17 protein-coding genes are annotated in these 17,105 nt (G+C 66.2%); 1 reads left to right on the forward strand and 16 read right to left on the reverse strand.

The window, feature by feature from the left end; all coding sequences use genetic code 11:
• Window positions 1–78 precede the first annotated feature (78 nt).
• Window positions 79–726 (reverse strand): LON peptidase substrate-binding domain-containing protein, encoded by a 648-nt coding sequence (locus tag B0W80_RS17095; RefSeq protein WP_256856603.1) that lies wholly within the window; start codon window positions 724–726, stop codon window positions 79–81.
• Between the two features lie 50 nt (window positions 727–776).
• Here B0W80_RS17095 and B0W80_RS17100 point away from each other — a divergent pair, with 50 nt between their 5' ends.
• Complete coding sequence (locus B0W80_RS17100; RefSeq protein WP_077000369.1) at window positions 777–1,337, forward strand: YggT family protein; 561 nt, start codon at window positions 777–779, stop codon at window positions 1,335–1,337.
• A gap of 25 nt (window positions 1,338–1,362) precedes the next feature.
• On the opposite strand, the gene accD is transcribed toward B0W80_RS17100, so the two are convergent.
• From accD to B0W80_RS17175, 15 genes are all read right to left on the reverse strand, one after another.
• The gene (gene accD / locus B0W80_RS17105; RefSeq protein ID WP_077000370.1) at window positions 1,363–2,235 is read right to left on the reverse strand and encodes an acetyl-CoA carboxylase, carboxyltransferase subunit beta; all 873 of its coding nucleotides are present in this window, start codon (window positions 2,233–2,235) and stop codon (window positions 1,363–1,365) included.
• A gap of 101 nt (window positions 2,236–2,336) precedes the next feature.
• Complete coding sequence (gene trpA / locus B0W80_RS17110) at window positions 2,337–3,182, reverse strand: tryptophan synthase subunit alpha (protein ID WP_077000371.1); 846 nt, start codon at window positions 3,180–3,182, stop codon at window positions 2,337–2,339.
• Window positions 3,179–4,456: a tryptophan synthase subunit beta gene (gene trpB / locus B0W80_RS17115; protein WP_077000372.1), complete on the reverse strand. Its 1,278-nt coding sequence runs from the start codon at window positions 4,454–4,456 to the stop codon at window positions 3,179–3,181. The genes trpA and trpB overlap by 4 nt, the downstream gene beginning before the upstream one ends.
• 49 nt (window positions 4,457–4,505) lie before the next feature.
• Entirely contained in the window at window positions 4,506–5,183 is a 678-nt protein-coding gene (locus B0W80_RS17120; RefSeq protein ID WP_077000373.1) for a phosphoribosylanthranilate isomerase, read from the reverse strand.
• Window positions 5,180–5,992, reverse strand: a complete 813-nt coding sequence (gene truA, locus B0W80_RS17125) for a tRNA pseudouridine(38-40) synthase TruA (protein WP_077000374.1) — start codon at window positions 5,990–5,992, stop codon at window positions 5,180–5,182. The genes B0W80_RS17120 and truA overlap by 4 nt, the downstream gene beginning before the upstream one ends.
• Before the next feature lie 25 nt (window positions 5,993–6,017).
• Window positions 6,018–8,810: a FimV/HubP family polar landmark protein gene (locus B0W80_RS17130; protein WP_306171862.1), complete on the reverse strand. Its 2,793-nt coding sequence runs from the start codon at window positions 8,808–8,810 to the stop codon at window positions 6,018–6,020.
• A gap of 105 nt (window positions 8,811–8,915) precedes the next feature.
• Window positions 8,916–10,058, reverse strand: coding sequence for an aspartate-semialdehyde dehydrogenase (gene asd, locus B0W80_RS17135; RefSeq protein WP_077000376.1), 1,143 nt, complete (start codon window positions 10,056–10,058; stop codon window positions 8,916–8,918).
• A 93-nt stretch (window positions 10,059–10,151) separates the two neighbouring features.
• Window positions 10,152–11,240 carry a 3-isopropylmalate dehydrogenase gene (leuB, locus tag B0W80_RS17140; RefSeq protein ID WP_077000377.1) on the reverse strand — a complete coding sequence of 363 codons (1,089 nt, stop codon included), beginning with the start codon at window positions 11,238–11,240 and terminating at the stop codon, window positions 10,152–10,154.
• Between the two features lie 28 nt (window positions 11,241–11,268).
• Window positions 11,269–11,919, reverse strand: coding sequence for a 3-isopropylmalate dehydratase small subunit (leuD, locus tag B0W80_RS17145; RefSeq protein WP_077000378.1), 651 nt, complete (start codon window positions 11,917–11,919; stop codon window positions 11,269–11,271).
• A 20-nt stretch (window positions 11,920–11,939) separates the two neighbouring features.
• Window positions 11,940–13,361 carry a 3-isopropylmalate dehydratase large subunit gene (leuC, locus tag B0W80_RS17150; RefSeq protein WP_077000379.1) on the reverse strand — a complete coding sequence of 474 codons (1,422 nt, stop codon included), beginning with the start codon at window positions 13,359–13,361 and terminating at the stop codon, window positions 11,940–11,942.
• Between the two features lie 47 nt (window positions 13,362–13,408).
• Window positions 13,409–14,353: a LysR family transcriptional regulator gene (locus B0W80_RS17155; RefSeq protein WP_077000380.1), complete on the reverse strand. Its 945-nt coding sequence runs from the start codon at window positions 14,351–14,353 to the stop codon at window positions 13,409–13,411.
• A gap of 124 nt (window positions 14,354–14,477) precedes the next feature.
• Complete coding sequence (locus tag B0W80_RS17160) at window positions 14,478–14,618, reverse strand: entericidin A/B family lipoprotein (RefSeq protein WP_077000381.1); 141 nt, start codon at window positions 14,616–14,618, stop codon at window positions 14,478–14,480.
• Between the two features lie 120 nt (window positions 14,619–14,738).
• Window positions 14,739–16,049 carry a citrate synthase gene (gene gltA, locus B0W80_RS17165; protein ID WP_077000382.1) on the reverse strand — a complete coding sequence of 437 codons (1,311 nt, stop codon included), beginning with the start codon at window positions 16,047–16,049 and terminating at the stop codon, window positions 14,739–14,741.
• Between the two features lie 24 nt (window positions 16,050–16,073).
• Window positions 16,074–16,376 carry a succinate dehydrogenase assembly factor 2 gene (locus tag B0W80_RS17170; protein WP_077000383.1) on the reverse strand — a complete coding sequence of 101 codons (303 nt, stop codon included), beginning with the start codon at window positions 16,374–16,376 and terminating at the stop codon, window positions 16,074–16,076.
• Between the two features lie 22 nt (window positions 16,377–16,398).
• On the reverse strand, window positions 16,399–17,100 hold the full coding sequence (locus B0W80_RS17175; protein ID WP_077000384.1) for a succinate dehydrogenase iron-sulfur subunit: 702 nt from the start codon (window positions 17,098–17,100) through the stop codon (window positions 16,399–16,401).
• Window positions 17,101–17,105: the final 5 nt, after the last annotated feature.

Here is a 17,105-nt window from a genome sequence, read left to right on the forward strand (position 1 = left end):
GGGCAATAAGGAGGCACGGGCGCTCGCGCGCAACCGGGCATTTTAGCCCGCGGTGTCCTGCCGCCCAGGTTGCGCGAGCTAGGTTGCGATGCCGGTTCGCGCCAGCAGGTCGCCGACCAATTCGAGGCGCATCAAGGGGCTGTCCAACTCCATCAAGCGCTGCTTGAGCGGCGGCGGCACAGGCAGCAACTCGCACCAGCGATTGGCGACCCAGCCGCAATCGTCGAAGCGGTAAGGGGGCTGGATGGGCAGGCGAACCTGCTCGCTGTCCTCCATGCGGCGACGCTCTTCGAGCGTGTTGACCAGTCGGCGCAAGGCGACGGCCGTGGGCTCGAGATCCTCGGGCACGGCCACGTCGATGTCGTCGGGCAGCATCTCGACCTGCGCGAGCCACAGGCCGTTCTTCTGCAGTTCGCTGGAATGCAGTCGGAAGCGCTGCGTGCCCTCGCATTCGATCTGCATCAGCCCGGCCTGGGGCACCTCGAAAGTGCGGATCGCGGCCAGCGTGCCGACCCCGGCGAATCGCTCGGCATCGGCGCCGGCGCGCCGGACTTCGCCGCCCTGCGTGAGGCTGACAACCCCGAAGGGCAGTGCTGCCTTGTGGCATTTGCCGATCAGGTCCAGGTAACGCACTTCGAAGATGCGCAACGGCAGGAAGCCGCCGGGAAACAGCACCGTGCCGAGGGGGAACAAGGGCAGCGGTTGAGTGAGGGGTTGAGTCGTCATCGTGAGACCTGGCGTGGCTATCATCGCATTCCGTTCACGACAGCGCCCTCATGCTCTACCAGATCCCTTCGTTTCTGCTCGACGTGATCGTCGGCCTTCTCGGCGGCGCCTGCCTGCTGCGTCTGTACATGCAGTACCACCGTGTGCCCTTCGGAAATCCGCTGGGTCGCTTCGTGTTCGCCGTCACCGACTGGATCGTGCTGCCGCTGCGGCGCATCGTGCCCTCCGTCAAGCGCTGGGACCTGGCCAGTGCCATCGCTGCCTGGCTGCTGGTGATGTTCAAGTTTCTGCTGCTGTGGACGCTGATGGGTGCGCTCGGGCGCTGGGCCATCTTGCCGCTGGTGTCGCTGATCGGGCTCATGCAGCTCGCGGTGTCGGGCCTCACCGCTTTGCTGATCGTCTACGCCATTCTTTCGTGGGTGCCGAGCGCATCGTCGATGCTGCAGGACCTGATCGCCCGGCTGGCCGAGCCATTGGTGCGCCCGTTGCGCCGCTTCATCCCGCTGGTGGGCGGCGTCGACCTGTCGGCGCTGGCGGCCATCGTGTTGCTCCAAGTCGGCGCCATCGTGCTCGGCAACCTGATGGGCGCGGCCTTCGGCATGGGCCGCTAGGCCCGGCGGCCGCGCCAGGTCTTTTTCAGATCACCGCGTCGGCCGGCTGGCGCAGCAGCATCGCCAGGGTGTTGGCCACGGTCTTGCGCAGCTCGCGCCGGTCGCAGATGAAATCGATCGCGCCCTTGGTCTGCAGGAACTCGGCCCGCTGAAAGCCCTCGGGCAAGGTCACGCGCACGGTGGATTCGATGACGCGCGGGCCGGCAAAGCCGATCAGCGCTTTCGGTTCCGCGATCACCACGTCGCCGACGAAGGCGAACCCGGCGCTCACGCCGCCCATGGTCGGGTCGGTCAGCACGCTGATGTAGGGCAGGCCCTTCTTGGCCAGTCGGGTGAGCGAGGCGTTGGTCTTGGCCATCTGCATCAGAGACAGCAGACCTTCCTGCATGCGGGCGCCGCCGGTGGCGGTGAAGCAGATGAAGGGCACCTTCTGCTCGATGGCGGTCTCGACGCCGCGCACGAAGCGCTCGCCGACCACGCTGCCCATGCTGCCGCCCATGAAGTCGAATTCGAAGCAGGCGACCACCACGTTGATGCTGTGGACGGAGCCGCCCATCACGACCAGCGCATCGGTTTCGCCGGTGTTCTCGAGCGCTTCCTTGAGCCGCTCGGGGTACTTGCGGCTGTCCTTGAACTTCAGGGCGTCGACCGGCAGGACTTCCTGGCCCACTTCGTAGCGGCCCTCGGCGTCGAGGAAGGCGTCGAGCCGGGCACGCGCGCCGATGCGGTGGTGGTGGCTGCAACTCGGGCACACGTTCTGGTTGTGCTCGAGGTCCGTCTTGTAGAGCACGGTGTCGCAGCTCGGGCACTTGATCCAGAGGCCTTCGGGCATCTGGCGGCGCTCGCTGGGGTCGCTGGGGGCAATCTTGGGCGGAAGCAGTTTTTCGAGCCAGCTCATGGAATCTCCAATTCGACGTTCTCGCGAAGGATGCCTTCGAGACAATTAGCTCCCCTCGCCCGCGGGCGGGAGAGGGGCTGGGGTGAGGGCGATACGACCGATTATCGGCCAGCCGCGTTCTTGGCCGTGGCGGCCGGCAGGGCATCGAGCGCCTGCCGGATCTCGGCCAGGAACTCCCGCACCAGCGGCACCACCTGCTCGCGCGGCTGACCGTCGATCAGCTGGATGATGCGCGTGCCGATCACCACCGCGTCGGCGGTCGATCCCACGGCCTGGGCCGTGCGTGCATCGCGGATGCCGAAGCCCACGCCCACGGGCAACTGCACGTGCTCGCGGATCTTGGGGATCATGCGGCCCACGGCTTCGGTGTCGAGGTGGCCCGCGCCGGTCACGCCTTTGAGGGAAACATAGTAGACGTAGCCTGCCGCGATACGCCCCACCTGTGCCATGCGTTCCGCAGTGCTGGTCGGCGCGAGCAGGAAGATCAGGTCGATGCCATGCGCCTGCAATGCCGCCGCGAAGTCTTCGCATTCCTCGGGCGGATAGTCGACCACGAGCACGCCGTCGACACCGGCCGCGGCCGCGTCGCGGATGAAGCTGCCCTTGCCGTGCACGCCGTCGTAGCGCTCGACCGGATTGGCGTAGCCCATGAGGACCACCGGCGTGGCATCGTCCTCCTGCCGAAACGTGCTTACCATGGCCAGCACCTGCTTCATGCCGACGCCGAACGCCAGCGCAGCCTCGCCGGCTGCTTGGATCACCGGTCCGTCGGCCATGGGGTCGGAGAACGGCACGCCGAGTTCGATCACGTCGGCACCGGCCTCGACCATGCCGTGCATCAGCTCGGGCGTGATGTCGGCGTAGGGAAAGCCGGCGGTGACGTAGGGGATGAGCGCCCTGCGGCCATGCGCGCGAAGGCGCTCGAAGGTGGCGGCGATACGGCTCATGCGCGGCCTCCCTTCACGCTCAGGCCGCGCATCGACGGCCGGTCGTAAAAGTCCACGCCCGACAGGTCGGCCACGGTGCCGATGTCCTTGTCGCCGCGGCCCGAGAGGTTGACCAGGATCGACTGGTCGGCACGCATCGTCTTGGCGATCTTCATCGCGTAGGCCACCGCATGGCTCGATTCGAGCGCCGGAATGATGCCTTCGCTTCGGCACAGGTAGTGAAAGGCTTCGAGCGCCTCGGCGTCGGTGATGCCCACGTACTCGGCGCGCCCGATGTCGGCCAGGTAGGCGTGTTCGGGGCCCACGCCGGGGTAGTCGAGCCCGGCGCTGATGCTGTGAGTTTCGGTGACTTGGCCGTCGTCGTTCTGCAGCAGGTAGGTGCGGTTGCCGTGCAGTACGCCGGGGCTGCCGCGCAGGATCGACGCCGCGTGCTTGCCACTGTCCAGGCCTTCTCCGGCCGCCTCCACACCGACCAGGCGCGTGCCGGCGAAGGGGATATAGGGGTGGAATATGCCGATGGCGTTGCTGCCGCCGCCCACGCAGGCGACCACGACATCGGGCTGCCGGCCCTCGGCCTCGCCGGTGATGCCTTGCGCAGCCAGCATGGCGGGCATCTGCGCGATGCATTCGTCGCCGATCACGCGCTGGAAGTCGCGCACCATCATCGGATAGGGATGCGGGCCGGCCACCGTGCCGATGATGTAGAAGGTGTTCTCGACGTTGGTGACCCAGTCGCGCATGGCTTCGTTGAGCGCGTCCTTCAGGGTCTTGCTGCCGGACTCCACCGGTACCACGGTCGCGCCCAGCAGGTTCATGCGGTAGACGTTGGGGCTTTGGCGCTTGACGTCCTGGCTGCCCATGTAGACCACGCATTCCAGTCCGTAGCGCGCACAGATGGTGGCCGTGGCCACGCCGTGCTGGCCGGCGCCGGTTTCGGCGATGACGCGCGGCTTGCCCATGCGACGGGCGAGCATGGCCTGCCCGATGGTGTTGTTCACCTTGTGCGCGCCGGTGTGGTTCAGGTCTTCGCGCTTCAGGTAGATCTGGGCGCCGCCCATCTCGCGGCTCATGCGCGCCGCGTGGTAGATGGGCGAGGGGCGGCCCACGAAATGGGCCAGCTCGTGGCGGAATTCGGCGAGGAACTCGGGGTCGTCCTTGTATTTGGCGTAGGCCTCGCGCAGTTCGTTGATCGCGAGCGTCAGCGTCTCGCTGGCGAAGGTGCCGCCATAGATGCCGAAATGGCCGCTGGCGTCGGGTTGGTCGTAGGTGTTCATGGTGTCGATCGGTAAGCGGCCGCGCCGGACGATCGAACCGGGCGACGCGCTAGGCCTCTGCATCGGCCGCTCGTACGGCGGCCACGAATTCGCGGATCTTCACGGCGTCCTTGATGCCCTTGGAGGCCTCGACGCCGGAGCTCACGTCAACGGCCAGCGACTTTGCGGCCGTGCGCAACCGGCGAATGCCATCGCCCACGTTTGCAGGTGCGAGCCCACCACTCAAGACGAGGTGAGCGTCGACGGCGGTTGGAAGAAGTGACCAATTGAATGCCTTGCCGCTACCGCCATAGCCGTCGACATGGGCGTCGAGCAGGATGGCCTGGGCGCGGGAGTAATCGGAGGCGTATTTTACGAGGTCGAAGTCCGCTGCGGTGGCATCCAGCGGAATGCGGGCTGCCCGCATGTATCGGTGGGCGCCTTGCCCGCTGGCTTCCCAGCAGTGCGCCGGCGACTCATCACCATGGAACTGGGCCATGCCGCCGGGCACGCCGCGCAGCGCAGCCTGTACAACCGCCGCCGGCTCGTTGACGAACAGCAGCACCGGTGTGACGAAGGGGGGCAGGCGCTCCGCCAACTGCCGCGCGCGTTCGGCGCTCACTGCGCGCGGGCTGGGCGGATACAGCACGAAGCCCACGGCATCGGCCCCGGCGAGCACTGCGGCGTCCACATCCTGCTCGCGCGTCAGTCCGCAAATCTTGATGCGCGTCCGGGCAGCGTGAGTCATGGCGGGCCATCATACGCAGCACCCTCGGCGTGCAATGTGGCCTCGGGCGGAAGCCCCCAGCCGGCGTCGTACAGCGGACCCACGAAATAAAGCCCATTCGGCGAGAAGGTCGGCGCCGCGACGAGGCGGCTGCGCGCTTCCAGCACTTCGAGCATCCATTCGGGCGAGGCTTTGCCGTGGCCGATGCGAACCAGGCAACCCATGATGTTGCGGATCATGTGGTGCAGGAAAGCGTCGGCCTCGAATTCGAAGTGCCAGCGGCAGCGATCGGACTCGCCGCGGCGGGTGATCTCGATGCGGCGGACTTCCTTCACCGGCGAGAGCGCTTGGCACGCCGATGCGCGGAAAGAGCTGAAATCGTGCCGGCCTACGAGCAGCGCTGCCGCAGCCTTCATGGCGTCACCATCGAGCGGATACATCGACCAGCCGACGCGGCCGGCGTCCAGGCTCGGTCGCACCGGCGACTGCGAGAGCACGTAAAGGTAGCGCCGCGTCAGCGCGCTGGCCCGGCAATGAAACGAATCGGGGACCGGCTGCGCCCATTGCACGGCGATGTCGTTGGGCAGGTAGCGGTTGGTGCCGCGCATCCAGGAGAAAGCGGTTCGGTCGACCGTGGTGTCGAAATGCACCACCTGCATCAGCGCGTGGACGCCGGTGTCGGTGCGGCCTGCGCACAGCGTGGAAATGGGCTGGGCGGCGAACCGTTCGAGCGCATGCTCCAACTTGTCCTGCACCGTTCGGCCCGAGGACTGGCTCTGCCACCCTTCGTAGGCCTGGCCGTTGTAGCGGATGCCGAGGGCCAGCCTCACCGGAACATCGGCGCCAGCATGGTGATCAGCGCAGCTCGCCGAGCAATTGCTTGGCTTCCGCCTTGATCTCGCCCGAGCCTTCCGCGGCCACTTCTTCGACCAGCGAGCGAGCGCCTTCGACATCGCCCAGCGCCTTCAGTTCGCGCGCCAGCGACAACTTGATGGCGTGTGGGTTCTCGCCGTGTTCGGGCAGCGATTCCAGGCGGGCGCGCTCGGTGTCGGCGGGGGCACGCAGGCCCGCCATGCCGCTCATGTCGAACTCGATGAAACCGGAATCGTTGGGCAGACCGGCGCGCACCGTGACCGGCTGCGTCATGTCGTCGTCCCTGGACAGCGGGGCGCGCACGGTGGTGGCGTCGAGCGCAGCCGGCGCGGTGTCGAAGTCGTTGTTCAGATCCAGGCGCGGTGCCGCCGTAGGACCGGAATGGCTGCCGTTCTTGACACCCGATGCGGCGGCCTGGTGGGCATTCAGCGACGGCACCTGGATCTGCGTGGGCGGCAAGGTCGCGCCGACCGCAGCCGGTGGCTTCGCCGGGACCGGGGGCTTGGTCAGGTCCAGGTCGAAATCCAGCGGTGCGACCGACGGCACGAAGGCCGGCGGCGGCGCCGGTGCAGGCGCCGGCGCAGGCGCCGGCGCAGTGATCTCGAAGGGAACCGGTGCGGTGTCGACCTGCGCGGAGGCTGAGGCGCTGGCTGCGGCAAGGGTGCCGGCGAATGCGGCTTCTTCTGCTGCCGTCACGTTGCTCCGGCTGCCCGATTCATACAGCGGATTGCCCGGGTCGAGTTCCTTGCCCATTTCGGCGACCCGGCCCCAGTCGCTGCCGGTACCGCCGGTCAGCTTGTGGACGTCCGTGGCCAACGCTTCGAAGGCGCGCAGATCGCGTCGCTTGGCGTGGATCTCGAGCAGCTTGAGGTGGATGGCCGTGCGCTCCGGATTGACGCGCAGCGCTTCGCGAAGAATCTCTTCGGCCTGAAGGTCGCGGCCATAGGCGAGGTAGACGTCGGCCTCGGCCACCGGGTCGACGTCGCCCGCGTCGAGCTGGCTCGGCGAATAGGACAAGGACGAAACGATGGAATTGCCGCGGTTCTTGGTGTCCACCGACTCGCCGCCGCTGGCGCCGAAGAAGGAATCCTTGGGAATGCGGCTTTCGAGGAACACGCTTTCGCCCGCATCCTTCTGCTTGCGGCCGAGCACGCGGTAGAGCAAGAAGCCGATCAGCAAGGCGATCAGCGCGGCGGCACCGAGCACCAGCGGGTTGTCGAGCAGTTCGTCGAACAAACCACGTTCGGGCGGCGCGGCAGCGGGCGCAGGTGCTTTGGCCGCAATTGCAGGTGCACCGGGCGTGGCCGGTGCAGCCGTCGGAGCGGGCGTAGACGCCGGCGCCGTTGCCGACGGCGCAGTTGCTGGCGCTGCGGTTGCCGGCGCCGCGGTGGCCGGTGTCGTCGCAGCCGGCACGGCGGGAGGCGCAGCCGAAGGTGGAGCGCCTGCAGGGGCAGGCGAGCCCGCTGCTGGAGCAGTGGCTGCAGGTGCAGCCGCCGCGGGCGTGGTTGCCGCCGGTGCCGGCGCGCCGGCCGGCGGTGTACCGGTGGCGCTTTGCAGTCTGTTCAGCTCCTCGATGTTCTTCGACAGTTCGGCGACGCGGGTGCTGTCGTTTTGCGCCTGGCGATTGCGGGCTGCCTGCTCTTCACCCTGCCGGGCGGCGCCGCCTTGCGTAACGCGGAGGCGGTCGGAAGTCGCGTTGGCCGCATTGCGGTCTTCGACGTTGGCTTGCAGCCTGCCCTTGGCCTGCCGGTCGGCCTCGGCGACTTGCGAGGTCGGCGCGTTCTCGGCCAGGCGGCGGCGGTAGCTGCCGAAGTCGCGGCTCTGCGCGACGACGGTGCGGCGGGCCTCGTCCGTCGGGACGGTGGTGGCCTGGGCGGCACTCGGCACTTCGAGCACCGAACCGGCCTTGATGCGGTTGACGTTGCCGTTGATGAAGGCGTTGGGATTAGCGCGCAGCAGCGCCACCAGCATCTGATCGAGAGAGACGTCGGCCGGCTTGTTGGCGGCGGCGATGCGGCCCGCCGTATCGCCCGGCTGAACGGTGACCTGCTGGCCGCCACCCCCCGCGGGTGCCGGTGCGACGCGGGCTGCTGCTGGTGCTGGCGGCGCGACGGGCGGCGCCACGGCGACGGCGGGCGCTTGGCGGCGTTGCGGCGCCGCAGCGATTTCGGGGGCGACACGCTGGACTGGCGGCGGACTGAGTTGGGGTGCGATCGGCGCGATCGGCGGGGCGGCCTGCGCTGTCCGGGCGCGGGGAGGATCGAGCAGCACCGTGTAGTCGCGCACCACGCGACCGGCGTTCCAGTTGGCCTCGATCAACAGGTCGATGAAGGGCTCGCTCAGCAGGCGATTGCTGGTGAGCCGCACCACGTAGCGCCCGTCGGCGCGGCGCTGCAGGCTGGTCCGCACATCGCCGAGCACCGAGTTGTAGGGCACGCCAGCGGCATTGAATGCCTCTGAAGAAGCGATGCTGACACGGAGGCCGTCGGCTTCACCTGGCGCGATTTCCGATACGTCGATCTCGGCCCGCAAGGGCTCGCCCAGAGCCGACTGCACGTTGAGCCGACCGAGCGTGAGCGCCGAAGCGTCGATGCTGACAAGCCCCAATCCCAAGGCGACCGCCGTGCTGAGAACAGAGAGCCTGCCGAGGGCTGGCAGGCGCAGGGACGGACAGGTGGCCGGGAGTCGGGCCTCTGGCAACGGGTGTCGTGTCATGCTGGTAGGGGCAAATCTCGCCCGAAAGTGTAAGAGGACGTTAACATCATCATCCCGCACTGACAAGGCGACAAGCCTTATCTACCCAGTACGCACCAACTTCGGCGCCCATTCTGCGTTGCAGTACCGCAACGCGAGACGCCTTTCGGGCGTCCCGAAGCTGCTTCAAGCCTCGAGCAGGATGCGCAGCATGCGGCGCAGAGGCTCGGCCGCACCCCAGAGCAACTGGTCGCCGATCGTGAATGCACCCAGGTATTCGGGCCCCATCGCGAGCTTGCGCAGGCGGCCCACGGGGATGTTCATGGTGCCCGTCACCGTGACCGGCGTCAGGTCGCGCATCGTGGCTTCGCGGTTGTTCGGCACCACCTTGACCCAGGCGTTGTCTTCGGCGATCAACGCCTCGACGTCGGCCAGCGGCACGTCCTTCTTGAGCTTGAAGGTCAGGGCCTGGCTGTGGCAGCGCATGGCTCCGACCCGCACGCAGAAGCCATCGACCGGCGTGGCAGCAGTGCCGAACCCCGCGCCCTGGCCGAGGATCTTGTTGGTCTCGGCACCGGCCTTCCACTCTTCCTTGCTGACGCCTTCGCCCAGGTCCTTGTCGATCCAGGGGATCAGGCTGCCGCCCAGCGGCACGCCGAAGTTGGCCGTTTCGGAAGCGCTCAGCGCCTGCTGGCGCGACAGCACCTTGCGGTCGATTTCAAGAATGGCGGACTTCGGGTCGTCCAGCAGGGCGCGAACCTCGCCGTTGAGCGTGCCGAACTGGGTGAGCAGCTCGCGCATGTGCTGCGCGCCGCCGCCCGAGGCGGCCTGGTAGGTCATGCTGGTCATCCACTCGACCAGTCCGGCCTTGTAGAGGGCGCCCACGCCCATCAGCATGCAGCTCACCGTGCAATTGCCGCCGATCCAGTTCTTGCCGCCCTTGGACAGGGCGTTTTGAATCACCGGCAGGTTGACCGGGTCGAGCACGATGATCGCGTCGTCGTTCATGCGCAGCGTGGAAGCCGCGTCGATCCAGTGGCCGTTCCAGCCGGCAGCGCGAAGCTTGGGGAACACCGCGCTCGTGTAGTCGCCGCCCTGGGCGGTGACGACGATGTCGCACTTCTTGAGCGCCTCGATGTCGTGCGCGTCCTTCAACGTGGTCTCGTTCTTCGCCATGGCCGGGGCCTTGCCGCCAGCGTTGGAGGTGGAGAAGAACAGTGGCTCGATCAGCTGGAAGTCGCCTTCGGCCTGCATGCGGTCCATGAGGACCGAGCCGACCATGCCGCGCCAGCCGACGAGACCGACCAAAGGTTGAGTTGCGTTCGCCATTTCAGTGTGCCCTTGTGAAGAAAGAAGAAAGTCGTTTTCTCTTTGCGCCCGGCTCGTCGGAGCCGGGGAAGGGCATGACGAAGCGGGCTGCGGTTAGCCGGTAATCGTCTTTTTGGTGATGGCTGCCACCACGGCGTCGCCCATCTCGCGCGTGCCGACCTTGGTCGTTCCATCCGACCAGATGTCCGCCGTCCGCAGGCCCTGCGCCAACACGTGCTTGACCGCCGACTCGATACGGTCGGCAGCTTCGGGTTGGTTGAGGGAGAAGCGGAGCATCATGGCAGCGGACAGGATTGTAGCCAAAGGATTGGCAACCCCTTTGCCCGCAATGTCGGGAGCGCTGCCGTGGCTGGGCTCGTACAGGCCCTGGTTGCTGGCATTGAGCGAGGCCGAGGGCAGCATGCCGATCGATCCGGTGAGCATGGCTGCCTCGTCGGACAGGATGTCGCCGAACATGTTGCCCGTGACCACCACGTCGAACTTTTTCGGCGCCTTGACCAATTGCATCGCAGCGTTGTCCACGTACATGTGGTCGAGTTCCACGTCGGGGTATTGCTGGCTGACCTCGGTCACCACGTCCTTCCAGAGCTGGAAGGTCTCGAGCACGTTGGCCTTGTCGACGCTGGTGACACGCTTGCTGCGCTTGCGTGCCGCCTGGAACGCCACATGCGCGATGCGCTCGATCTCGGGACGCGAGTAGCGCATGGTGTCGAAGGCTTCTTCGGCGCCGGGAAAGTGGCCGTCCGGCGCGCTGCGGCGGCCGCGCGGCTGGCCGAAATAGATGTCGCCGGTCAGCTCGCGAATGATCAGGATGTCCAGCCCGGCGATCAGCTCGGGCTTGAGGCTCGAGGCGTCGACCAGTTGTTCGTAGCAGATTGCCGGACGGAAATTCGCGAACAGGCCCAGGTTCTTGCGCAGGCCGAGGATGGCCTGCTCCGGACGCAGCGAGCGCTCGAGCCGGTCGTATTTCCAGTCGCCCACCGCGCCGAACAGCACGGCGTCGGCCTCCTTGGCCAGCTTGAGCGTCGACTCGGGCAAAGGATGGCCGTGCGCCTCGTAGGCCGCACCGCCCACGAGTGCCGATTCCATCTCGAAGCTGAGATCCAGCGTGTCGAGCACGCGGATGGCTTCGGCCACGATTTCGGTGCCGATACCGTCACCGGGAAGAACTGCGATTTTCATGAGGTCCTGCTGAAAAAGATGATGGTGTTCAGGCAACCAACTGGTGGGTCAACCAGGGCTTGCGGGCCAGCCGCTCGGCCTCGAAGGCCTGAATCTTGTCCTTGTGCCGCAGCGTGAGCCCGATGTCGTCGAGCCCGTTGATCAGGCAGTACTTGCGAAAGGGCTGCACGTCGAAGGCCAACTCGCTGCCGTCGGGCTTGACGATGACCTGGCGCTCCAGGTCCACCGTCAGACTGTAGCCCGGGAAAGCGAAGGTCTCGTCGAACAGCTGCGCCACCTGGGCCTCGGGCAGCACGATCGGCAGCAGCCCGTTCTTGAAGCTGTTGTTGAAGAAGATGTCCGCATAGCTCGGCGCGATGATGGCGCGAAAGCCGTACTGGTCGAGCGCCCACGGCGCATGTTCGCGCGAGGAGCCGCAGCCGAAGTTCTGGCGTGCCAGCAGGACGGAGGCGCCGGCGTAGCGCGGCTGGTTGAGCACGAAGTCGGGGTTCGGCTTGCGCGATGCCGGGTCCTGGCCGGGTTCGCCCGGGTCCAGGTAGCGCCAGGCATCGAACAGGTTGGGGCCGAAGCCGGTCTTGCGGATCGACTTCAGGAACTGCTTCGGAATGATCGCGTCGGTGTCGACGTTCTCGCGGTCCATGGGTGCCACGAGGCCCTTGTGCACGGTGAATTTCTGCATGGTGATGGTTCCTTCTTGCCTCAGGCGAACTGGCGAACGTCGACGAAATGGCCATGCACGGCGGCGGCCGCCGCCATGGCGGGGCTCACGAGGTGCGTGCGGCCGCCGGCACCCTGCCGGCCCTCGAAGTTGCGGTTGCTGGTGGAAGCGCAGCGCTCGCCAGGCTCCAGGCGATCGGCATTCATCGCCAGGCACATCGAGCAGCCGGGTTCGCGCCATTCGAAGCCGGCCGCCTTGAAGATCTGGTCCAGGCCCTCGCGCTCGGCCTGCTCCTTCACCACGCCCGATCCCGGCACCACCATGGCCAGCTTGACGTTCTTGGCCACCTTCTGGCCGAGCTTCTTGACCACGGCGGCCGCCTCGCGCATGTCCTCGATGCGGCTGTTGGTGCAGGAGCCGATGAACACCTTGTCGATGAAGATGTCGTTCATGGGCTTGTTCGGCTCCAGGCCCATGTAGCTCAAAGCGCGCTCGATGGCGCCGCGCTTGTTGGCGTCTTTTTCCTTGTCCGGGTCGGGCACGCGGCCATCGACCGGCACCACCATCTCGGGGGACGTGCCCCAGGTGACTTGCGGCCTGATCTGGTTGGCGTCGAGTTCGACCACCGTGTCAAAGTGCGCGCCCGGGTCGGAATGCAGCGTCTTCCAGTATTCGACGGCCTGATCCCACTCTACGCCCGTGGGCGCCATGGGCCGGCCCTTCACGTAGGCGAGCGTCTTGTCGTCCACGGCCACCATGCCGGCGCGCGCACCGGCCTCGATCGCCATGTTGCACACGGTCATGCGGCCTTCCATCGTGAGGTCGCGGATGGCCGAGCCAGCGAACTCGATGGTGTAACCCGTGCCGCCGGCCGTGCCGATGCGGCCGATGATGGCCAGCACGATGTCCTTCGCGGTGCAGCCGGGCGCGAGCTTGCCCTCGACCTTGACGAGCAGGTTTTTCGCCTTCTTGGCCAGCAGCGTCTGCGTGGCCATCACGTGCTCGACTTCGCTGGTGCCGATGCCGTGTGCCAGCGCGCCGAAGGCACCGTGCGTGGACGTGTGCGAATCGCCGCACACGACGGTCATGCCCGGCAGCGTGGCGCCCGATTCGGGCCCGATCACGTGAACGATGCCCTGGCGCTTGCTCAGAAACGGGAAGAAGGCTGCGGCGCCGAACTCCTTGATGTTGCTGTCCAGCGTGGTGATCTGCTCCTTGCTGATCGGGTCTTCGATGCCGTCGTAGCCGCGCTCCCAATGCGTGGTCGGCGTGTTGTGGTCCGCGGTGGCCACCACCGAGCTGATGCGCCACAGCTTGCGCCCGGCTTCGCGCAGCCCTTCGAAGGCCTGCGGGCTGGTCACCTCGTGAACCAGGTGGCGGTCGATGTAGAGGATGGACGTACCGTCTTCCTCGGTGTGGACGACGTGTTCGTCCCAGAGCTTGTCGTAGAGCGTGCGTGCCATGGTGATGGTCTCTTTCGTGGGGATGAAAATCGTGTGCCGGTCCGGACTCAGGCGGCCAGCGGATCGGCCGCCGCGTCGGGCGCCTGCAGGTGCTTGACCAGCATGCGCGCCGCGACCGGCAGCGTGGAGAAATCGCGTGCCACCAGCCGGATCTGGCGCTCGGCCCAGGGGTCCTGCAAGGTCACGGTGCGCAGGCCACGGCCGATGCCGCCCTGCATCAGCTCGAAGGCCCGCAAGGGCATGACACCCACACCCAGACCGTTTTCGATCATGCGGCACATGGCGTCGAGCCCGGTGACGTGAATGCGCAGCTTGATGCTGCGGCCGGCTGCCTGCGCGGCCTGGTGCATGGCGACGTAGATCGAGCTGTTGGTGTGCAACCCGACGTGGTCGAAGGCCAGCGATTCCGCGAAGTCGACGGCACGCAGGTCCGCGAGCGGGTGGCCTTTCGGAACGATGAGCACGAGTCTGTCGTGCCGATAAAGCAGGCTCTGCAGTTCGTTCGCGCCCTCGGGCATGTGGCAGATGCCCAGGTCGGCGGCGCCTTCATGAACGGCCCGCACGACCTCGCTGCTCAGGTGCTCTTCGAGGTCGATCTTGATGGCGTCGTGCTCGCGCGTAAAGGCGCCCAGGTCCTCGGGCAGGAATTGGACGATTGCAGAAATGTTGGCGTGCACGCGCACATGGCCGCGCACGCCTTCGGCGTATTCGCTGAGTTCGCCCTGCATCTTCTCGAGGCTGTAGAGCACCGAGCGGGCATGGTGAAGAAGGCTCTCGCCGGCTGGCGTGAGGTCGACGCCCCGTGCATGACGATAGAGAAGGGGCGTGCCAAGCGTGGCTTCGAGGTCCGACAGGCGTTTGCTGATGGCCGACGCGGCGATGAACTCGCGCTCTGCGGCCCGACCGATGCTCCCCAGTTCGCAGACGGCTACGAACAACTGCAGCGACGTGAGGTCGATGCGGCGAGCGAAGCTGCGTTCGGTGGAGATCATGGTGGGGCGATGGCATCTCGTATGGAGATGGAGGCCCCTATTTTCTCCCCGTTTTATTTGTCTAGCCATCGCGTTGCGCGATGGCTAGCGTGCCCGCAGGCGATGTGCGCCTGCGGCCTTCGACTTACTGGCGCTTCTTTCCGGCGTCTTCCATCTTTTCGCCCGCCTTCTGCACGTCCTGGCCAGCACCTCTCCAGGTGTTGCAGCCCGACAGAGGCACGGCGAGGGTGAATGCGACAGCGACGAGTGCAACAAGCTTCTTCATGGTGTGGCTCCTTCGTTAAAAAGTGCTACGAACATTGCGCCTCGCGGAAAGCGCCGCGTGTCAGCCAAAACGCAAAAAAGCTGCCCGAGGGCAGCTTCATGGGATGAGCGCCGGTGGCGATCAGCGCTTGCCGATCGGTTGCACGTCGCGCTTCGGCGAGCCTTCGAAGAGCTGGCGCGGCCGGCCGATCTTGTACTCGGGGTCGCCGATCATCTCGTTGAGCTGGGCGATCCAGCCCACCGTGCGCGCGAGCGCGAAGATGGCGGTGAAGAGCGGCACCGGAATGCCGATCGCGCGCTGCACGATGCCCGAGTAGAAGTCGACGTTGGGGTAGAGCTTGCGCGAGACGAAGTATTCGTCTTCGAGCGCGATCTTCTCCAGCGCCATGGCCAGCTTGAACAGCGGGTCGTTTTCCAGGCCCAGCTCGCCCAGCACCTCGCGGCAGGTTTCCTGCATGAGCTTGGCGCGCGGGTCGTAGTTCTTGTAGACACGGTGCCCGAAGCCCATCAGCTTGACGTTCGAGTTCTTGTCCTTGACCTGCTTGATGAACTCGCCGATCTTGTCCACGCCGCCAGCCTTCTGGATGTCGTAGAGCATGTTCAGCGCCGCCTCGTTGGCGCCGCCGTGTGCCGGGCCCCACAGGCAGGCCACGCCCGCAGCGATGGCCGCGAAGGGGTTGGTGCCCGACGAGCCGCACAGGCGCACGGTCGAGGTCGACGCGTTCTGCTCGTGGTCGGCGTGCAGGATGAAGATGCGGTCGAGCGCGCGTTCGAGGACTGGGCTCACCTTGTAAGGCTCGCACGGTGTCGCGAACATCATGTGCAGGAAGTTGCCCGCGTAGCTGAGCTCGTTCTTCGGGTACATGTACGGCTGGCCGATGGTGTACTTGTAGGCCATGGCCACGAGCGTGGGCATCTTCGCGATCAGGCGGATCGCGGCGATCTCGCGGTGCTTCGGATTGTTGATGTCCGTGCTGTCGTGATAGAAGGCCGACAGCGCGCCGACCAGGCCGGTCATGATGGCCATCGGATGCGCGTCGCGGCGGAAGCCGCGCAGGAAGAACTGCATCTGCTCGTTGACCATCGTGTGGTTGGTCACGAGCTTGGTGAACGAGCCCTTCTGCTCTTCGTTGGGCAGCTCGCCGTACAGCAGCAGGTGGCAGGTTTCCAGGAAGTCGCAGTTGGTGGCCAGCTGCTCGATCGGGTAGCCGCGGTAGAGCAGTTCGCCCTTGTCGCCGTCGATGTAGGTGATGGCCGATTCGCACGAGGCCGTCGACATGAAGCCCGGGTCATACGTGAACATGCCGGTCTGGGCGTAGAGCTTGCGGATGTCGATCACGTCGGGGCCCATCGTGCCCTTGTAGATCGGCATCTCGACGCTCTGTCCGCCGTTGCTGAACGACAGGGTGGCTTTGGTGTCGGAAGCTTTCATTGCGAGTGTCTTTCAAAAAAATGATCAGGAATGGAGGGGATGCGCGCCCTCGGTACGCATCAGCTGCAACAGCTCAATCACTTCGGCGCCGGCCCATCCGGGCTCGGGCTCCTTTCGGCGAAGGAGGAGGTCGAGCAGATCGTTGTCCGACAGGTCCATCAATGTCTCCAGTGCCTGCGCCTGCCCGCAGGTCAGACCTTCTTCATAGCGCGCGAAGAAGCGGGCGATGAAGAGGTCGTTTTCGAGCAAGCCGCGCCGGCAACGCCACTTGAGCTTGCTCAGCGCGCGTTCGCTGATGGGCTGGTCGAGGTCGGCTGCGGATTGCATGAGCGATGTGTGAACTTAAGGGCTAGATCGCGCGGCGAACCATCAGTTCCTTGATCTTGCCGATCGCCTTGGTGGGGTTCAGGCTCTTCGGGCACACGTCCACGCAATTCATGATCGTGTGGCAGCGGAACAGGCGGTACGGGTCTTCGAGGTTGTCCAGGCGTTCGGCGGTGGCTTCATCGCGGCTGTCGGCGATGAAGCGGTAGGCCTGCAGCAGGCCGGCCGGGCCGACGAACTTGTCGGGGTTCCACCAGAAGCTCGGGCAGCTGGTCGAGCAGCTCGCGCACAGGATGCACTCGTACAAGCCGTTGAGCTCGTCACGCTCCTCGGGCGACTGCAGGCGTTCCTTCTCGGGCGGCACCGTGTCGTTCTGCAGGTAGGGCTTGATCGAGTTGTACTGCTTGAAGAACTGCGTCATGTCCACGATCAGGTCGCGGATCACGGGCAGGCCGGGCAGCGGCTTCAACACGATCGTGCCCTTGAGCGAGAGCATGTTGGTCAGGCAAGCCAGGCCGTTCTTGCCGTTGATGTTCATCGCGTCGGAGCCGCAGACGCCTTCGCGGCAGGAGCGGCGGAACGACAGCGTGGGGTCTTGCGCCTTGAGCTTCATGAGGGCGTCGAGCAGCATGCGCTCGTGGCCGTCGAGCTCGACTTCCACGGTTTGCATGTAGGGCTTGGCGTCCTTGTCCGGGTCGTAGCGGTAGATCTGGAATGTGCGCTTCATCGTGA

It is taken from the genome of Variovorax sp. KK3, from assembly GCF_001984055.1.
GTDB lineage: Bacteria > Pseudomonadota > Gammaproteobacteria > Burkholderiales > Burkholderiaceae_C > Variovorax.

Coding starts and splice junctions, on each gene's coding strand:
- B0W80_RS17095 (WP_256856603.1), bottom strand. CDS start 726: ATGACGACTCAACCCCTCACTCAACCGCTGCCCTTGTTCCCCCTCGGC.
- B0W80_RS17100 (WP_077000369.1), top strand. CDS start 777: ATGCTCTACCAGATCCCTTCGTTTCTGCTCGACGTGATCGTCGGCCTT.
- accD (WP_077000370.1), bottom strand. CDS start 2,235: ATGAGCTGGCTCGAAAAACTGCTTCCGCCCAAGATTGCCCCCAGCGAC.
- trpA (WP_077000371.1), bottom strand. CDS start 3,182: ATGAGCCGTATCGCCGCCACCTTCGAGCGCCTTCGCGCGCATGGCCGC.
- trpB (WP_077000372.1), bottom strand. CDS start 4,456: ATGAACACCTACGACCAACCCGACGCCAGCGGCCATTTCGGCATCTAT.
- B0W80_RS17120 (WP_077000373.1), bottom strand. CDS start 5,183: ATGACTCACGCTGCCCGGACGCGCATCAAGATTTGCGGACTGACGCGC.
- asd (WP_077000376.1), bottom strand. CDS start 10,058: ATGGCGAACGCAACTCAACCTTTGGTCGGTCTCGTCGGCTGGCGCGGC.
- leuB (WP_077000377.1), bottom strand. CDS start 11,240: ATGAAAATCGCAGTTCTTCCCGGTGACGGTATCGGCACCGAAATCGTG.
- leuD (WP_077000378.1), bottom strand. CDS start 11,919: ATGCAGAAATTCACCGTGCACAAGGGCCTCGTGGCACCCATGGACCGC.
- leuC (WP_077000379.1), bottom strand. CDS start 13,361: ATGGCACGCACGCTCTACGACAAGCTCTGGGACGAACACGTCGTCCAC.
- B0W80_RS17155 (WP_077000380.1), bottom strand. CDS start 14,353: ATGATCTCCACCGAACGCAGCTTCGCTCGCCGCATCGACCTCACGTCG.
- B0W80_RS17160 (WP_077000381.1), bottom strand. CDS start 14,618: ATGAAGAAGCTTGTTGCACTCGTCGCTGTCGCATTCACCCTCGCCGTG.
- gltA (WP_077000382.1), bottom strand. CDS start 16,049: ATGAAAGCTTCCGACACCAAAGCCACCCTGTCGTTCAGCAACGGCGGA.
- B0W80_RS17170 (WP_077000383.1), bottom strand. CDS start 16,376: ATGCAATCCGCAGCCGACCTCGACCAGCCCATCAGCGAACGCGCGCTG.
- B0W80_RS17175 (WP_077000384.1), bottom strand. CDS start 17,100: ATGAAGCGCACATTCCAGATCTACCGCTACGACCCGGACAAGGACGCC.